General features: G+C 71.1%; 15 protein-coding genes. 5 read left to right on the forward strand and 10 right to left on the reverse strand.

Annotated elements, in window-relative coordinates; all coding sequences use genetic code 11:
* Nucleotides 1-73: 73 nt before the first annotated feature.
* Nucleotides 74-2188, forward strand: coding sequence for a hypothetical protein (locus ACGF8B_RS23890; protein WP_392741917.1), 2115 nt, complete (start codon nt 74-76; stop codon nt 2186-2188).
* Nucleotides 2181-3743 carry a hypothetical protein gene (locus ACGF8B_RS23895; protein WP_392741920.1) on the forward strand — a complete coding sequence of 521 codons (1563 nt, stop codon included), beginning with the start codon at nt 2181-2183 and terminating at the stop codon, nt 3741-3743. Before ACGF8B_RS23890 ends, ACGF8B_RS23895 begins: the two co-directional genes overlap by 8 nt.
* Nucleotides 3744-3747: 4 nt before the next feature.
* Here ACGF8B_RS23895 and ACGF8B_RS23900 read toward each other — a convergent pair whose 3' ends face one another.
* The 8 genes from ACGF8B_RS23900 to hemL form a co-directional block, all read right to left on the reverse strand.
* Nucleotides 3748-4275 (reverse strand): hypothetical protein, encoded by a 528-nt coding sequence (locus ACGF8B_RS23900; protein WP_392741923.1) that lies wholly within the window; start codon nt 4273-4275, stop codon nt 3748-3750.
* A gap of 50 nt (nt 4276-4325) precedes the next feature.
* Nucleotides 4326-5414, reverse strand: a complete 1089-nt coding sequence (gene ccsB, locus ACGF8B_RS23905; RefSeq protein WP_389743812.1) for a c-type cytochrome biogenesis protein CcsB — start codon at nt 5412-5414, stop codon at nt 4326-4328.
* Nucleotides 5411-7189: a cytochrome c biogenesis protein ResB gene (locus ACGF8B_RS23910; RefSeq protein ID WP_392741927.1), complete on the reverse strand. Its 1779-nt coding sequence runs from the start codon at nt 7187-7189 to the stop codon at nt 5411-5413. Before ACGF8B_RS23910 ends, ccsB begins: the two co-directional genes overlap by 4 nt.
* A gap of 5 nt (nt 7190-7194) precedes the next feature.
* Nucleotides 7195-7917 (reverse strand): cytochrome c biogenesis CcdA family protein, encoded by a 723-nt coding sequence (locus ACGF8B_RS23915; RefSeq protein ID WP_392742046.1) that lies wholly within the window; start codon nt 7915-7917, stop codon nt 7195-7197.
* A gap of 43 nt (nt 7918-7960) precedes the next feature.
* Complete coding sequence (locus tag ACGF8B_RS23920) at nt 7961-8572, reverse strand: TlpA family protein disulfide reductase (RefSeq protein ID WP_392741930.1); 612 nt, start codon at nt 8570-8572, stop codon at nt 7961-7963.
* 67 nt (nt 8573-8639) lie between these two features.
* Entirely contained in the window at nt 8640-9890 is a 1251-nt protein-coding gene (locus ACGF8B_RS23925) for a hypothetical protein (protein ID WP_392741933.1), read from the reverse strand.
* A gap of 395 nt (nt 9891-10285) precedes the next feature.
* Entirely contained in the window at nt 10286-11014 is a 729-nt protein-coding gene (locus ACGF8B_RS23930) for a histidine phosphatase family protein (protein ID WP_392741936.1), read from the reverse strand.
* Nucleotides 11011-12327: a glutamate-1-semialdehyde 2,1-aminomutase gene (gene hemL / locus ACGF8B_RS23935; protein ID WP_392741939.1), complete on the reverse strand. Its 1317-nt coding sequence runs from the start codon at nt 12325-12327 to the stop codon at nt 11011-11013. The genes ACGF8B_RS23930 and hemL overlap by 4 nt, the downstream gene beginning before the upstream one ends.
* 129 nt (nt 12328-12456) lie before the next feature.
* Here hemL and ACGF8B_RS23940 point away from each other — a divergent pair, with 129 nt between their 5' ends.
* Complete coding sequence (locus ACGF8B_RS23940; RefSeq protein ID WP_384749797.1) at nt 12457-13047, forward strand: hypothetical protein; 591 nt, start codon at nt 12457-12459, stop codon at nt 13045-13047.
* A gap of 99 nt (nt 13048-13146) precedes the next feature.
* On the opposite strand, the gene ACGF8B_RS23945 is transcribed toward ACGF8B_RS23940, so the two are convergent.
* Nucleotides 13147-13704: an NADPH-dependent FMN reductase gene (locus ACGF8B_RS23945; protein ID WP_392741943.1), complete on the reverse strand. Its 558-nt coding sequence runs from the start codon at nt 13702-13704 to the stop codon at nt 13147-13149.
* A 163-nt stretch (nt 13705-13867) separates the two neighbouring features.
* Between ACGF8B_RS23945 and ACGF8B_RS23950 the strand changes: the two genes are divergently transcribed.
* Entirely contained in the window at nt 13868-14536 is a 669-nt protein-coding gene (locus ACGF8B_RS23950) for a TetR/AcrR family transcriptional regulator (protein ID WP_392741946.1), read from the forward strand.
* Between the two features lie 69 nt (nt 14537-14605).
* Here the strand turns inward: ACGF8B_RS23950 and ACGF8B_RS23955 are convergent, their stop codons facing one another.
* Complete coding sequence (locus ACGF8B_RS23955; RefSeq protein ID WP_392741949.1) at nt 14606-15556, reverse strand: universal stress protein; 951 nt, start codon at nt 15554-15556, stop codon at nt 14606-14608.
* Between the two features lie 165 nt (nt 15557-15721).
* Between ACGF8B_RS23955 and ACGF8B_RS23960 the strand changes: the two genes are divergently transcribed.
* On the forward strand, nt 15722-16723 hold the full coding sequence (locus ACGF8B_RS23960) for an Acg family FMN-binding oxidoreductase (RefSeq protein WP_392741952.1): 1002 nt from the start codon (nt 15722-15724) through the stop codon (nt 16721-16723).
* Nucleotides 16724-16727 lie beyond the last annotated feature (4 nt).

The following is a 16727-nucleotide window of genomic DNA, read 5'->3' on the forward strand; positions in this document are numbered from 1 at the left end:
TCCCCAACACCCGGGCGATACGCTCGTGTTGACGGTGTGACAGATCGGATGGAGCTTCGACGCTGGGGGTGCTGTGGAGAGAGAGCTGTACGGACGCGAGGCGATCTTCGACGACGACGGACTTGCCGCGCGCCTGACCGGCCTCACTCCGTACGGCTCCGTCCGGGTCGGCTACGAGCACCGCGACGATCTGCCGGTCGCCGTGCTCACCGGCGGCCGCGGCATGGGCAAGACCGCCGTCCTCAAGCAACTGCGCCACCTCTACCGGGAGATCACCCCGGTCGCGCTGGTCGACTGCGAGGCCGTCGTGGCCCCGGACGACGCGGGGCCCGGCTGGACCCCGGTCACCGGCGCGCTGCCGGAGCTCGCCACCCAGCTCACGGCGAGGGTGCGGGCCGCCCGTCCGGTGCAGTTCCCCCGGCTGAGCCTCGGGCTGGTGGCGGTCGCCTCCATCTCCTGGACCCGCGAGGACGAGACCCGGGCGCGGCGCGATCTCCAGTCGCTCGGCCCGATGCTGGCGACCGTGGACGGCCGTGGGGACGCGGCGACCGGCTGGGTCACCAAGGTGCTGACGAAGCTGGCCGCCAGCGCCTTCGACTCGGTGGCCCCGATGGCCGGGATGGTCGCGGAGGCCACGGTCGAGACGGTCCTGGAGGAGTCGTTCAACCGCTTCCAGCGGCGTTCGGCCGACTGGTACGGAAGCTATCCGCACGCGGGCGGCAACGGCCGGATCGGGCTGCGGCAGCTGGCGGTCGACTTCGAGCGCGGCGGTGATCCGCGCCGCCGGGCCGAGGACCATCTGGTGCTCGCGCTGGCCGCGGACCTGGTCGCGGCGTACGGGGGCCTGGCCTGGGGCGCCCGCCGGGGCCGGCCGGTGCTGCTCGTCGACAACGCGCACACCCCGCTGGGCCGGCAGCTGGTGGAGCCGCTGCTGCGGCAGCGGGCCGCCGGGGTGCTCGACCGGATCGCGGTGTTCGCCTCCTCCCGGGTCCGGGACCACGAGGGGCTGAGCCATGCGGTGCGGCGGCGGCTGCCCGAGGTGGCGCACGGCTCGCACTGGTCCAGGGGCACGGGGGTGACGACCGGGATCCTGGCCGTGGAGCTGACACCACTGGGCCCGGAGCAGGTGCGCTCCGCGTTCGACCGGTACGACCGGGCGGGCCGCATCCCGGCCGGGCTGGCCCGGGGGGTGCACCGGCTGACGGGCGGGCGCCCGCTGGCGGTGGAGCTGCTGGCACTGGCGGCGGGCGAGGCGCCGGAGCCCGCCTCGCTGGTACCGGGATCGCTGCTGGACTGCGTGGTGGAGGTGCGCGAGGACCGGGCACCGGCCCGGGTCGCGGACGAGCTGCTGGCCCGGTTGCTGCCGGGGTCCGGGCAGCGGCTGGAGTTCCTGAGCGTGCTGGCCGCCGCGCACGGCGAGGACTCGGCGCGGCTGCTGGCGGAGAGCCGGCTGGGCCGGGGCTCGCCGGACGGCGATGTGGCGCTGCGGATGCGGGACGCGCTGCGGGCGGACGACTGGCCGGTCGGGCCCGGTCACTTCGTCGCCGATCCGCTGCTGCGCGCACTGCTGCTGCACCGGCTGCGGTTCCAGGACGACGACCACCCCTCGTACGCGGTGTGGCAGGCGGTCCACGTCTCACTGCGCGGGGCGTACGGGCCCGGCGGCCGGCGCCCGAGCGTCCCGCGTCTGCTGCACCAGAAGCTGGTGCTGGGCGACGCGGAGGCGTGCGTGGGGCATCTGCGGCTGCGGTTCGAGGAGCCGGACGTTCCGGCGTGGCTCGAATCGCTGCGCTTCATCGCCTCGGCGCCGTACCCCCGCGTCCGGGGGTCCGCCGGCCCCGATCCGCGGCGCGCGGTCGCGCTCGGCCGGGCGGACAACGCGGCGCCGAGGGGGCTCGAACCGGCGGTCGCGGAGCTCCATGCGCTGCTGCGCCGGCTGCTGCACGGCATCTGGCTGCTGTCCGATCCACTGGCCCTGCCGGACGAAGAGGTGATCGACAAGATGGCGCACGAACTGCGGCAACTGTCCGGCAGGCATCCCACGGGCAACAGCGTGCTGTGGGACGCGGCGACGCACTGGCCCCGGGACATCAGGGCCTGGCGTCCGCTGTCCATGCCCCCGGGAGAGCCGGGTGCGGACGGCGGCGGGCAGCGGCGACAGCGGGGGGACGGTGGCCCGGATGCGTAATCCACTGCGCTACCGCCTCTGGTACACGACCCGGCAGAAGGTCGTCACCTCGGTGCTGGCCGGCGCCCTGGTGATCACCTCCGGCTGGTACGGCATCGGCCGGCTGACCGCCCCCGAGGACCGCTCCTGCGCGAAGGGCGTCGAGCGGCCGCAGGGCAGTGACGAGTGCGTCGGTGTCTCCGGCGACGGTTACGACTTCGGGCGCCCGAAGCTGACCGAGGTCGCCGCGGCCATCGCCCGCGAGAACGCCGGTCTGAAGTCCGGGAAGTACGCGACGGTCGCGCTGCTGCTGCCGCTGACGTCGACGGACGGGGCGATGCAGACCAAGATGCAGCGGGAGCTGCAGGGCGCGTTCGCCGCGCAGTACCGGGCCAACCACCTCTCCAACGAGCAGGTGCCGAAGATCCGGGTGGTGCTCGCCAACACCGGGAAGAACAACCTGCTGTGGCGGCCGACGGTGGACCGGCTGAAGGCGATGACCGGGGCTCCGGACCACCTGCGGGCCGTCTCGGGCGTCGCCACCAGCAGTACCCAGGTCAAGTCCGCGGTCAAGGAGCTGACCGCCGCGCACATCGCGGTCGTCGGCACCACGATCACGGCAGACGACATCGCCAACGGCCCGAAGGGCGATCCGTTCCCCGGTCTGGCCCGGGTCTCGCCGACCAACCGGGACGAGGCCCGCGCCCTGGCCCGCTTCGGGCGGGTCAAGGCCGCCAAGGCGCTGCTGGTGCAGGACACCCGTACCGGGGACCACTACACCGACACCCTGCGGGCGGCCTTCACCGAGCTGGTGAAGGGCACCCGGTACCAGCCGGAGCTGTTCACCTCGCGCGGCGACCCCAACGACGAGGGCACCACGGCCAACACCTTCCAGCAGATCACCCACCTGATCTGCGACACGGACGCGGAGACGGTGTTCTTCGCCGGACGCCACGTCCAGCTGCGGCAGTTCATCAACGCGCTCGGGGCCCGGGGCTGCCAGAGCCGCGCGTTCACGGTCCTGACCGGCGACGAGGGCTCGTACCTCGGCAACGACAAGAAGCTCGACCGGAGCGCGCTGAGCCGGAAGGTGACCGTCCGCTACGCCTCGCTGGCACACCCGGACACCTGGGCGACGGAGAAGGGGAACGGGAAGGCGACGGGCGGTTCCGCGGCGGACTACCGGGACTTCCTGGATCTGCTGGCCACGGTGTCCAAGGCGCCGGCCGGTCCGATCGGCCCGACGGACCACCAGTCCCTGACCGACGGCCAGGTCATCGTCGCGCACGACGCGATGGCCCTGGCGGTGCACGCCGTCCGGCAGGCGACCGGACAGGACAGCCGACTGCCGCAGCTCGCGGACGTGGGCGAGCAGTGGCCGCGGGTGAAGAGTTCGCTGAAGGTGTCGGGGGCCGGCGGCTGGATCTGCCTGGACAACCACGGCAACCCGTACAACAAGGCGGTTCCGGTGGTGGAGCTGGCACCCGGCGACGCCGTTCAGCGGTTCGTGGCGATCGCCTGGCCGGAGGGCGGGCCGCCGGATCCGAAGTGTCTGCCGCCGGCCTCGGCGCCGTGACCGGTCAGCGTTCGGCCGCCGCGTACTGCTCACGCAGTCCGGCCCACCGGAGCGGGGTCCACTTCGACCAGTCGGCGGGGTATCCGTCGAGCGCGTCCACCAGGTAGCGGAAGTGGTCGTGCCAGCCGGCCAGGCAGTCCAGGCGCAGTTCGTCGTCGCCCCGGAACTCGTTGGTGAACCTCAGCAGCACATGGTCGCCGCGCGGCGGCTCCAGGTGGAAGCGGATGCGGCCGTGGAGCCCTTCGAGGGTGTACTCGGCGACCCGCTCCACGTCCCAGGCGGTGACGGTGCCGGGGGCGACCGTGGCCCGCCCCTCCCCGTCGGTGTTGAGCCAGCGCAGCGTGATCGCCCCGCCCATCCGCGGCTCGAAGGGGTCGGCGGCGGCCAGCCAGCCGGGCAGCCCCCCGGAACTGGCAACGGCTGCCCACACCCGTGGCACCGGGTGGGGCAGCCGTAGCGTGAACCTCAGAGTGTGCAGGTCACCGTGGGTCTCGCTGGTACCGGGCTCGATGACGTCGGTCGCATCGCTCATGGTTCCAGCGTGGCCCTGTGGTGCGGGATCCGCACCCGTACGGGACCGGGTCAGACCCCGGCGTAGGAGTGCTTGCCGGTGACGAAGATGTTCACGCCGTAGTAGTTGAAGAGCCAGCAGCCGAAGGCGATCAGCGCCAGGTAGGCGGCCTTGCGGCCCTTCCAGCCGGCGGTGGCGCGGGCGTGCAGGTAGCAGGCGTACGCGACCCAGGTGATGAAGGACCAGACCTCCTTGGGGTCCCAGCCCCAGTAGCGGCCCCAGGCGTCGCCCGCCCAGATGGCGCCCGCGATGATCGTGAACGTCCACAGCGGGAAGACGGCCGCGTTGATCCGGTACGAGAACTTGTCGAGCGTGGCGGCCGAGGGCAGCCGGGAGAGCACGGACTGCGCGAACGAGCCGGGCTGCTCGCCCCTGGCGAGCTTGCTCTCATAGCTGTCGCGGAAGAGGTACATCAGGGTGCCGGCCGCACCGATGTAGAACACGGCGCCGCAGATGATGGCGGTGGAGACGTGGATCCACAGCCAGTACGAGTGCAGCGCGGGCACCAGCTGGTCGCTGGAGGTGTAGAGCACCGTGGTCGCGATGCCGAGGTCCAGCAGGACGGTGGTGACCAGGAGCAGCCCCAGCCAGCGGACGTTCTTCTTCAGCGCGAGCAGGATCAGGTACGCGCCGACCGCCACCGTGGAGAAGGTGATGGAGAACTCGTACATGTTGCCCCAGGGGGCACGCTGCACGGACATCGCGCGGGTGATGACTCCGCCGGCCTCGACGAGGAAGGCGAGCACGGTCATGGAGACCGCCATCCGCCCGTAGAGGTCGCCCTTGAACGTGCCACCGGCCGCGCCGGGCCCGTCCGGCACATCGCGGGTACCGGCCGCCGCGCGCGTGATGATCTTCGGGCGGTCCAGCACGGCGGTGCCGCCGCCCTGCTGCGCGACCTGCACCTTCACCGAGCCGGCGGCGGCCGCGCCCTCGGCGCCGGTCAGCGCGGCGGCGGTGCGGCCGACCTTGCTGCGGCTGCCGAACACCCATTCCGCGATGTGGGCGAAGAAGGCCAGCGTGTAGACGGCCATCGACGAATAGATCAGCACATTGCTGGTGTGCGCCAGGTTCTCGTTGGTTGCGGCGGCGAGATTCACTTCTCAGCCCCTTCGGCAGGTTCTTCGGAGGATTCTTCGACGGAGTCGGAATCGGGTTCGGGGGATGAATCGGGCTCGGCGCCCGGTGCGGTGTCGGGCTCGGGGGGTGCCGATTCGATGAGCGCGACCGCGAGATCGGCCAGCTCCTCGGGAAGTTTCGCGGACTCGCTGCGGCCGAGACCCGCCATTTCGACGACCGTGACGCCGTCCGCGCCGCGCACCGCCCGCACCCAGACCCGGCGCCGCTGGATGAACAGCGAGCCGGCGAGTCCGGCGATCGCGGCGACAGCCCCGGTGAGCGCCCAGCCGGTGGCCGGCTGCTCGGTGATCTGGAAGCTGGCCCATTCCTGGATGCCCTCGAAGGTGATGGAGCCCGCGCCGTCGGGCAGCTTCATCGTCTCGCCGACCAGCAGCCGCTGCTTGAGCTGCTTGCCCTCGGCGTCCTTGAACTCCGTCATCTTGGACTTGTCCAGCTGGTACACGTTCTGTGCCAGCCCGGAGTCGGGGCCGAGGTAGCCCTGGTAGCCGTTGAGTGCCAGGACGGGCATGTCGGCGGCCGGGAACTGCGAGAACATCGTGCCCTTGCCGTTGCCCGCGAAGGTCGGCACGAAGAACGCCTGGAAGCCCAGCTGGGTCTTCTTGCCGTTCTTGTCGCGGTAGCCGTCGAAGACCTTGATCGCGCCGGTGGAGGTGACGTTGTTGTCGATGGGCAGCAGCGGCACCGGGCTCCGGTAGACCTCCTTGCCCTTGCCGTCCTTGACGGAGACGACCGGCGCGTAGCCGTGCGCGTTGAGGTAGACCTTGGTGCCGTCGACGACCAGGGGCTCGTTGACCCTGATGACGCCCTTCTGCGGCTTGCCGTACGCGCCCTTCTCGTACGTCACATCGGCCTCGTAGGTCCTGGGCGTACCTCTCTGGGGGCCGTTGCGCTCGTACGTGCCGGTGAACTTGTCGAGCTTGAAGCTGAACGGGGCGAGGGAGTCGTCGTCGAAGAGCGAACCGGACTTGAAGTTGTCGTACTGGGTGATCGTGTTGGAGAAGCCGTCGCCCTCGACGACCAGCTTGCCGCCCTCGGACTTGAAGAGCTGTCCGTAGGCGAATGCCACCAGCATCACGATCAGGGCGATGTGGAAGACCAGGTTTCCGGCCTCGCGCAGATAGCCCTTCTCAGCGGCGACCGCGTCGCCCGCGGTGTGCGCGCGGTAGCGCCGCTTCCGCATCATCGCGAGCGCGGCCCCGTGGACCTGCTCGGGCTCGGCCCCGGTGCGCCAGGTGGTGTACGCGGGCAGCCTGGTCAGGCGCTTGGGGGCGCCCGGCGGCCGGCTGCGCAGCTGGCCGACGAACTGGCCGGTGCGCGGCACGATGCAGCCGATGAGCGAGACGAACAGCAGGATGTAGATCGCGGAGAACCACACCGAGCTGTAGACGTCGAAGAACTGGAGCTTCTCGTAGACCGGCGAGACGGCGCTGTGGGCCTTCTTGAAGGTCTCCACCTTCATCTCGTCCACGCTGTTCTGCGGGATCAGCGAGCCGGGGATGGCGCCGAGCGACAGCAGGAAGAGCAGGATCAGCGCGACCCGCATCGAGGTGAGCTGCCGCCAGAACCAGCGGACCCAGCCGATGACACCCATCGCCGGGAGCCCCGCCGAGCTCTCCTCGCTCGGGGCGGTGGAGAGCCGGGAGCCGGCCGCGTCCAGCTCGCGGGCGTTCTCCCGGTCCCGCTCGTCCCGGGCCTCCCGCTCCGCGGCGGGGGGGTTGGACTTGGTGTTGCTCATGGAACTCAGATCCCCACCGTGAAGCCGTTGGACCAGACCTGCAATTGCTGCATCATCGTGCCCCACGCGCCGGTCAGCAGGAGGAGACCGGTCACGATCATCATGACGCCGCCGATGCGCATGACCCATGCGTAGTGGCGCTTGACCCAGCCGAACGCGCCGAGCGCCTTGCGGAAGGCGACGGCGGCGAGCACGAAGGGGACGCCGAGGCCGAGGCAGTACGCGATGGTCAGTATCGCCCCGCGTCCGGCAGTGCCCTGCTGCACCGCGAGGATGCTCACCGAACTGAGGGTGGGGCCCAGGCACGGGGTCCAGCCGATCCCGAAGAGGGCGCCCAGCACGGGCGCGCCCGCCAGCCCGGTCACCGGCCTCTTGTGGATACGGAACTCACGCTGGGTCATCCAGGGCATCAGGCCCATGAAGAAGATGCCCATCAGGATCATCAGCCCGCCGAGGACCTTGGTGAGGATCCCGCTGTGCTCCTGGAGCGTTTGCCCGAAGAAGCCGAAGAGCGCGCCGCCGGAGACGAACACGGCGGTGAAGCCGAGCACGAAGAGGGAGGCGCCCATGACCATGCGCCCTCGCTTGGCCTGTGCCAGGTCCGTGCCGCTGACCCCGGTGACGTAACTGAGGTAGCCGGGGACGAGCGGCAGGACGCACGGCGAGAAGAACGAGACGAGCCCGGCGAGTACGGCCAGGGGCAGGGCGACCACCAGGGCCCCGCTCATCACGGTCTCGTTCTGGCCGGCGACGGCGAGGGCGATCACCTGATCACTTCTCCGCCATCAGCGGGTCGATCATCTTGTGCAGCTGGTCCGCGTCGAGCGCGGCCAGCGAACGGGCGGCGATCTTCCCGTCCCGGTCCAGCACCACGGTCGACGGGATGGCCTGCGGCCGCAGCGTGCCCTTGGGGAAGCGGAGCATGAGCTTGCCGGTCGGGTCGTAGAGGCTCGGGTACGGGACTCCGTAGTCCTTCTCGAAGCTCACCGCGGGGCCCTTCTGGGGGTCCCGGGTGTTGATCCCGACGAACTGGATGTCCTTGCCCTTCATCTCCTTCGCGACCCGCGAGAAGTACTGGGCCTCAAGACGGCAGGGCCCGCACCAGGAGCCCCACATGTTCAGCACGACGACCTTGCCCTTGTGGTCGGCGACGTCGAGCTGCTTGCCGTCGAGGGTCTCGCCGTTCAGCGTCGGGGCGGCCTTGCGGTCGCCCTTGTCCACGGTCGAGATGCCGCCACTGCCCGTGACGAAGTTCGTGTTGCCACCGCCTCCGGCCTTGTTGCCGTCCCCGCCGCACGCGGTCAGCGTGAGGGCGAGGGCGGCGGCCGCAACGGGGGCGGCGAGCAGGGTGAAGCGGCGTCGGGGTGCGCGGCCATAGCTCATGTGAAAAGTTTCGCATGAGGGTTCCGGCGATCTCGGGCACCCCCCTCGGTGCCCGTAAAGCCCGTTGTCAGGCTTGTTTAAAGAAGGCGTTCCAGCCGCCTTCGGGCGACTGACCGACCTGAAGTGTGCGGAGCTTGTCGAGCACGGCCGGAGTCTGGACGTCGAGCCAGTCGACGAACTGCCGGAAGGAAACGAGGCGCACATCCGGCTTCCCCGCGATTTTCTTGAGCACTTCCTCGACGGCGTCCATGTAGATGCCGCCGTTCCACTCCTCGAAGTGGTTTCCGATGTAGAAGGGCGCGCGATTCGACGAGTACGCGCGGTTGAACCCGGCGAGATACGACTGGGTGGCCTGCTCACGCCATTCGGGATAGCGCGAGGTCATGCCCTTGGTCGAATTCAGCGACTGGTTGGCGAGGATGTTGTAGTCCATCGAGAGGACCTCGAAGGTGTGCCCGGGGAAGGGCATCGCCTGGAGCGGCAGGTCCCAGACCCCTTCCCGCTTCTTGGGCCAGACCTGGGTGCCGCCGGGCGAACTGGCGTCGTAGCGCCAGCCGAGCTTGCTCGCCGTGGGCAGCAGGTTCTCCTGACCGAGCAGACAGGGAGCGCGGCCGCCGATCAGTTCCTTGCGGTAGTCGAAAGGCAGCGGATCGAGATCGGTCCAGCCGGTGTTCGTGCGCCATTCGGTGACGAATGAGACCGCCTGATCGATTTCGTTGCGCCACTGTGCGGACGACCAGTTGGCGACCGATCCGGAACCGCTGCAGAAATGCCCGTTGAAGTGGGTGCCGATCTCGTGTCCGTCGAGCCATGCCTGCCGGACGTTCTTCAGCGTCTCCTTGATGTGACCGTCGGTGAGATATCCGATGTCCGAGGCGCCCACGGGGTTGTTGGGCGGCCGGTACATGGACTTCTTCGACTCGGGCAGCAGATAGAGCCCGGACAGGAAGAAGGTCATCGCCGCGTCGTGATCCTTGGCGAGTTCCAGAAAGCGCGGGAAGAGTCCGTTGCCGACCTCGCCGGCACCGTCCCAGGAGAAGATCACGAACTGCGGCGGCGTCTGCCCGGGTTCGAGCGGCACCGGCTTGGCGGGCTGGTGCGGCTGCTTTCCGGTGTCCGCGGTGGAACCGTCGCCGATCTCCCTGACGTCCTTCTTCGCGGGCCCGGTCCCCCGGGTGGCCTCGTCGGCCCCCTTCTCCCCCGTGGTCCCCGACCGGCCCGAGTCGGAGGAGCCGAAGGCGCCGCAACCCGCCACCCCGATCGCGGCAGCGGCCCCCAGACCGGCTCCGAGCAGACCCCTTCGGCTGATGTCGCGCATGATTACCCCATCTGCGGTCGTTTTGCCTTAAGTCCATACAAACTGGCGAAGGCTTAGATGGCGGAATCAACACGGGGGTTCCGCGGATTAGCACATTAATCTTTGCGAGACCAGACCCTGGCCATGACCGAACGCATGACCTAGCGGGTGGGGCGGGGCGGGAGCAGCGCTCGACCGCCGCCGGAGCGGGGCACGGACACGGTCGCCGGACCTGCCGCGAATCGCCGGTCCGAACGCGAATCGGTCCGAACGCGAATCGGTCCGAACGCGAATCGGTCCGAACGCGAATCGCCGGACGGGCGGCGCATCCGGCCCGTCCGGCGATCGAGGTCGATTCAGTGACCGGGCCGCACGGAGGCGCTCCTCAGCACCGCGCCCCACCGGCCTCCGGCCTGCTACGCGCCGAACGCCTTCGACTTCCCCTTCACCGGCTTCGCCCCGGCCCGCAGGTGTGCCGGCACCAGGTCCCGGGCCGGCTCCGAGTACCCGACCGACACGATCTTGTCGCCCTGGTACGTGAAGCTGGTCAGCGAGGCGAGGGTGCACTGCCGCTTGCGCGGGTCGTGCCAGAGCCGCCGCCGCTCGACGAAGCTGCGCACGATCCAGATCGGCAGCTGGTGGCTGACGCACACCGCCTCGTGGCCGCGGGCCGCGTCGCGCGCCGCGTCCAGCGCGCCCATCATCCGTACGACCTGCTCGATGTACGGCTCGCCCCATGACGGGCGGAACGGGTTCGTCAGGTGCTTCCAGTTGTCCGGCTTGCGCAGCGCGCCGTCGCCGACGCCGAAGGTCTTGCCCTCGAAGACGTTGGCCGCCTCGATGAGCCGGCCGTCGGTGGCCAGGTCCAGGCCGTGCGCCTTGGCGATCGGCGTGGCCGTCTCCTGGGCGCGCTCCAGCGGCGAGGCGACGACATGGGTGATGTCGCGGCCGGACAGGTGCTCGGCGACCCGGTCGGCCATCTGCCGGCCGAGCTCGGAGAGGTGGTAGCCGGGCCGGCGCCCGTAGAGCACGCCCTCCGGGTTGTGCACCTCGCCGTGCCGCATCAGATGGACGACGGTGACGTCCTTGCGGCCTCCGTCCTCCTTGCGGTCTCCGTCGTCCTTGCGGTTTCCGTTCTCGCTCATGCGGTGGCCTCCGAGGCGGCGCGGGCGGCGGCGGGCAGGGCGGCGGCGATGCGCTCGACGGCCTGCTCGTCGTGGGCGGTGGAGACGAACCAGGACTCGAAGGCCGACGGCGGGAGGTAGACGCCCTGCGACAGCAGCGAGTGGAAGAAGGCGGTGAAGCGGAAAGCTTCCTGCTGCTTCGCGTCCTCGTAGTTCCGCACCGGCCGGTCGGTGAAGAAGACGGAGAACATGTTGCTCGCCGCCTGCACGGTGTGCGCCACGCCCTCCTTGGCCAGCGCCTCGCCGACCAGGCCCCGGATCTCCGCGGAGACCGCGTCCACCTTGGCGTACGCCGCGTCGTCGAGCAGTCGCAGCTGGGCGAGACCGGCGGCGGTCGCGACGGGGTTCCCGGACAGGGTGCCCGCCTGGTAGACGGGGCCGGCCGGGGCGAGGTGCGCCATCACGTCCGCGCGCCCGCCGAACGCCGCGGCCGGGAAGCCGCCGCCCATGACCTTGCCGAAGGTCATCAGGTCGGGCCGCACCCCGTCGACGCCGAACCAGCCGGCCTTCGACGTACGGAATCCGGTCATGACCTCGTCGGAGATGTAGAGGGCGCCGTTGGCCGCGCAGAGCTCCTTGAGCCCGGCGTTGAAACCGTCCAGCGGCGGCACGACGCCCATGTTGCCCGGCGACGCCTCGGTGATCACGCAGGCGATCTCGCCGGGGTGCGCGGCGAACGCCTCGCGGACGGCGGCCAGGTCGTTGTACGGCAGCACGATCGTGTCGCCGGCCTGCGCACCGGTGACCCCCGGGGTGTCCGGGAGGCCGAAGGTCGCGACCCCGGAACCGGCGGCGGCGAGCAGCGCGTCGACGTGGCCGTGGTAGCAGCCGGCGAACTTCACCACCTTGGCCCGGCCGGTGAATCCGCGGGCCAGACGGATCGCGGACATGGTCGCCTCGGTGCCGGACGACACCAGCCGCACCTGCTCCACGGGCTCGATCCGGGCCACGATCTCCTCGGCGAGCGCGACCTCGCCCTCACCGGGTGTACCGAACGAGGTGCCGCGGGCGACGGCCTCCTGGACTGCGGCGATGACCTCCGGGTGGGAGTGGCCGAGGATCATCGGCCCCCACGAACACACGAGGTCGACGTACTCACGGCCGTCGGCGTCGGTGAGGTACGGACCGCTGCCGGACACCATGAAGCGGGGCGTACCGCCCACGGCCCGGAAGGCACGTACGGGAGAGTTCACGCCGCCGGGCGTCACGAGGGACGCGCGGTCGAAAAGCGTCTGCGAAACTGGGGCGTCATAGGGAAAGCTCACACAAGCCATGGTGTCAGAGCCACGGACGGTCTTGCGGACAGGTGTTTCACCGCACGCCCGTGGGGGAGGTCACTGACACGATGATCGGGTTGCGCGGCGGGGGCTGTGTCTCCTAAGTAGTAGTCGGGTGGATGAGATATGCATCGCGGTGGCGGAGTGGGCGAAGGGACCGACGACCTGGGGCCCGAGCCTGCCCGGCGGGGTCGGCACCGGCGTGAGGCGGAGCGCGAGCAGGGCATACGGGCCGGTGGGGCGCAGGGTGGCGAAGCCGGGAGCAGGAGTGGTGGCCGGGTGGGGGTGACCTACAAGTACTTCGGTGCCCCCGACGGGGCCACCGCGGCACGCGTGCCCATTTCGATGCGCCCCGAGGAGCTCGGCGGTGACGAGCTGGGCATGGGCGGCATGTTCACCAAGATCAAGCCCGAGACGGTGGCGGCGATGGTGCTCACCGGAATACAGGGCATACCGCTGCACAAGGTCCCGCCGCTCGAACTGGTGGTGCTGCACCCCGACTACGCGGTGGTCAAGCTTCCGATGACGGTCGTCGACCCGCTGCGCGGCGTCGGCGAGGAGTCGGTGGGCGCCGCGGCGTTCATCTGGTCCACGGTCCCGGACCGCGGCGGCCCGCGCGACGCGTTCAACGTCTACCAGCTCCTGCACGAGTGGCAGGACTTCTCGCACCGCCTGCACGACGCGGGACATCAGGCGTACTGCCTGGTGTGGCCCTGATCCCGGGCTCCGAGAGCGAATCGGGCGAGCACGTCACCGACGACGAGTACCCCCACGTCATCGACGCGGGGGTACTCCGGCAGGCAGGTCCGACCCGGATCAGGCAGCCGCGGAGGCGGCCGAGTGCACCTTGCCGAGCACCTCGGTGAGCGCGGTGACGACCTCGGCGTCGTCGGCCGGGTGGGTGTCGGCGAAGCGCGTCACGGAGCCGGGGATGGACAGCTTGGCGTCCTCCAGGACCACGGCGCCCGCGATGCCGACGGACTTGCGGGCGTCGTCCTGCGCCCAGACGCCGCCGTACTGGCCGTAGGCGGTGCCGACCACGGCGACCGGCTTGCCGGAGATGGCGCCGACGCCGTGTGGGCGGGACAGCCAGTCGATGGCGTTCTTCAGGACGGCCGGCATGGTGCCGTTGTACTCGGGCGAGAAGAGCAGGAACGCGTCGGTCTTCCCCGCCACCTCACGCAGCCGGGCGGCGGCGGCCGGGACGCCTCCCTCGACGTCGATGTCCTCGTTGTAGAAGGGCACCTCGGCCAGGCCCTCGAACAGCTCGATCTCGACGCCCGAGGGGGCGTGCTTGGCGGCGGCTTCGGCGAGCTGGCGGTTGTGCGAACCGGCGCGGAGGCTGCCGACGAGGGCGAGGATGCGTACAGACATGAGGAACTCCCGGGGAGGCGGAGAGGCGGGTACAACAGGCGCACCGAGCGAACGCGGCGGTTGCGCCGAGCAGGTCGAATCAAACGGACCGGAGTCCGTTTAAAGTTGTACCACCTAAACGGACCACGGTCCACTTGTCTGTTCCGGGCGTTACGCTGAGACCATGACCGGCCCCGATATCCCTCCGACGCCGAGGCTGCCCGAACCGCTGCCCGAACCAGGGGACGCGCGGACGAATCTCCCTCTCGCCCCGATCGACGAGCCCCCGCAGCTGCGGGCCGACGCGGCCCGCAACCGCACGCTCCTGCTCGACGCCGCTTCCCGGCTGCTGACCGGGTGCGGGGCGGCGGACCTGACCATGGAGTCGGTGGCCGCCGCGGCGGGAGTGGGCAAGGGAACGGTCTTCCGGCGCTTCGGCGACCGGGCCGGACTCCTGCTCGCGCTCCTGGACCACCGGGAGAAGCAGCTCCAGGCCGCCTTCCTCTCCGGCCCGCCGCCACTGGGCCCGGACGCCCCCGCGGCGCAGCGGCTGCACGCCTTCGGTCCCGCCGTGCTGCGCCACGAACGCGATCACCACCCGCTGATCCTGGCCAGCCGGACCGACCCGCTGCGCAACTACGCCGTCCCGGCGCTCCGGCTGCGCCTCAACCACCTCGCGATGCTGCTGCGGCAGGCGGAGGTGCCCGGCGATCCGGAGCTGCTCGCCCACACCCTGCTGGCCTCCATCGACACCGCCCTCGTCCACCACCTCACCACCGAGCGCGGCATGCCTCCGGAGCGCCTGGAGGAAGCCTGGCACCACCTGGTCGACCGCCTCGGGGCAGCCGTCTGAGACCGGTCGGGACGCGTAGTTCCCCGCGGTCGCCCGGGCCGCCCGGGCCGCTCAGGCCGCTCAGGCCGCTCAGGCCGCTGCCGGCGGTGGCGCCTGTGGTACGACGGCCACCGGCGCCGGGCAGTGGTGCAGAACGGCGTGGGCGACGTGTCCGATGCGCGGCTGTCCGGGCCTGCGCGGGGTCGCCCGGCGGCCGACGACCACGAGTCCGGCCCCTGCCCCGGCCTCCGACAGCAACCGGGCGGGCCGCCCGATCCCGGGCTCCTCGGCCACCTCGACGGCCGGGTACCGCTCGCGCCACGGCTCCAGTGCGGCCCGCATCGATTCGGCGGTCCGGTCGATCGCCTCGGCCCGCCGGCCCTCGTCGTCGCCGATGCCGTGCCCGAAGTAGGGGGGCGGATTCCAGCCATTGATCACCCGCAACGGCACCGACCGGACGGAGGCGGCCGCGAAACCGAACCGGATCGTCTCGTCCCCGGGGCTGCTCAGGTCGAGGCCGAGCACCACGGCACCGTCACCCGCCCCCGATGCCCCACCGCCATCACCGTCATCACTGCCATCACCGCCATCACCGCCATCAGCGTCCGCTTCCTCGCCCTCGCCCTCATGGGCACGTACGAGGACGACCGGCCGCTCGGTGTGCGCGACGGTCGCCATCGCCACGGACCCCAGCAGGAATCCGGCGAGCGGGCCGAGCCCGGTGCTCCCGAGGGCCAGCAGCTCGCTCTCCTTCGCGACCTCGCACAGCACCTCGGGCGGTGGGCCGGTGAGCCGGTCGGCGGTGACGTCCAGGCCCGGGTAGCGGCGCCGCAGCTCCGCGGCGGTCTCCTCCGGCACCCGTATGGACCACTGCTCGGGCATTTCGCCGCCGGCCAGGGGCGCGTACGAGAACGGCTGCCACTCCCACGCGCTCACCAGCCGCAGCGGCAGACCTCTCAGCGCCGCCTCGCGGGCGCCCCAGTCCGCCGCGGCCATGCTCGCGGGCGTCCCGTTCAGGCCTACGGTCACGGGGACGGTCATGATCCACCTCCGGTGCGCGAAGTTCCGCCGCCACCCTCCCCTGCCTCCCCTCCACGATCCCCCACCCGACGGGATCCCGGAAACCCGGACCTTCTCCCGTACCGTCGCGGCGGCACTTGATACATGCTGGAAAGACATCGACAGTTCCCGATCCGCGGGGGTCAGATGTCCGCCCAGACGCTCACCGACACGGTGGTTGCCGACCTCGTGGCCGACGCCACCGCCGCACCGTCCATGCACAACGCCCAGCCCTGGCTCTTCCGCTACGCACGCGGCGACCGCACCCTCGCCCTCCGGGCCGACTTCGAGCGCGCGATGCCGGCGGCCGACCCCACCGCCCGCGCCCTGCACGTGGGCTGCGGCGCGGCCCTGCTGAACCTGCGGGTGTCCGCCGCCCACCACGGCCTGACCGCGGCCACCACCCTGCTGCCCGACCCGTCCGATCCGGTGTTCCTGGCCTCCGTACGCCTGGACGCCGGCCCCGACGCCTCGCGCGACAGGGCCGACGAGGCGCTCCGTGCCCTGCACCCCGCGATCGCGGACCGGCACACCAGTCGCTACCCGTTCGACGAGCAGCCGATCCCCGACGAGGTCCGCGCCCGCCTCGTGAGCGCGGCCCTTGCCGAGGGCGCGGACCTCGTGTTCCTGGTCCCGCCGCATCTGGAGACCGTGCTCGACCTGATCCGGGACGCCGAGGGGTACGACCGCGGCGACCCGGCGCGCGAGGCCGAGCAGGAGCGCTGGACCCGGTTCACGAAGACCGACGCGCCGGACGACGGGATCCCGGATTACGCCTTCGGCCCCCGTGACGCCTCCGAGCGGGCGACCAACCGCGATTTCACCGGCACCGGCGCCCCGGCGGGCCGGGCCCGCGTCCTGTTCGAGCGACGGCCGCAACTGGCCCTGCTGTCCACCGCGGGCGACCGGCCGGCGGACTGGCTCCGCGCGGGTCAGGCGCTGGAACGCGTCCTGCTCGCCGCCACGCTGGACTCGGTGTCCACCTCCTTCGCGACCCAGCCCATCGAATGGCCTGACCTGCGCTGGGTCCTGCGCGACCCCGTCCACGGCACGGGGAACCCCCAGATGATCATCCGCATGGGGTACGGGCCCACCGGCCCGCGAACGCCGCGCCGCCGGGTGGACCGGGTGCTCACGATCGAACCGTAGAGAG

This window comes from Streptomyces sp. NPDC047917, from assembly GCF_043204345.1.
Classification (GTDB): domain Bacteria; phylum Actinomycetota; class Actinomycetes; order Streptomycetales; family Streptomycetaceae; genus Streptomyces; species Streptomyces sanglieri.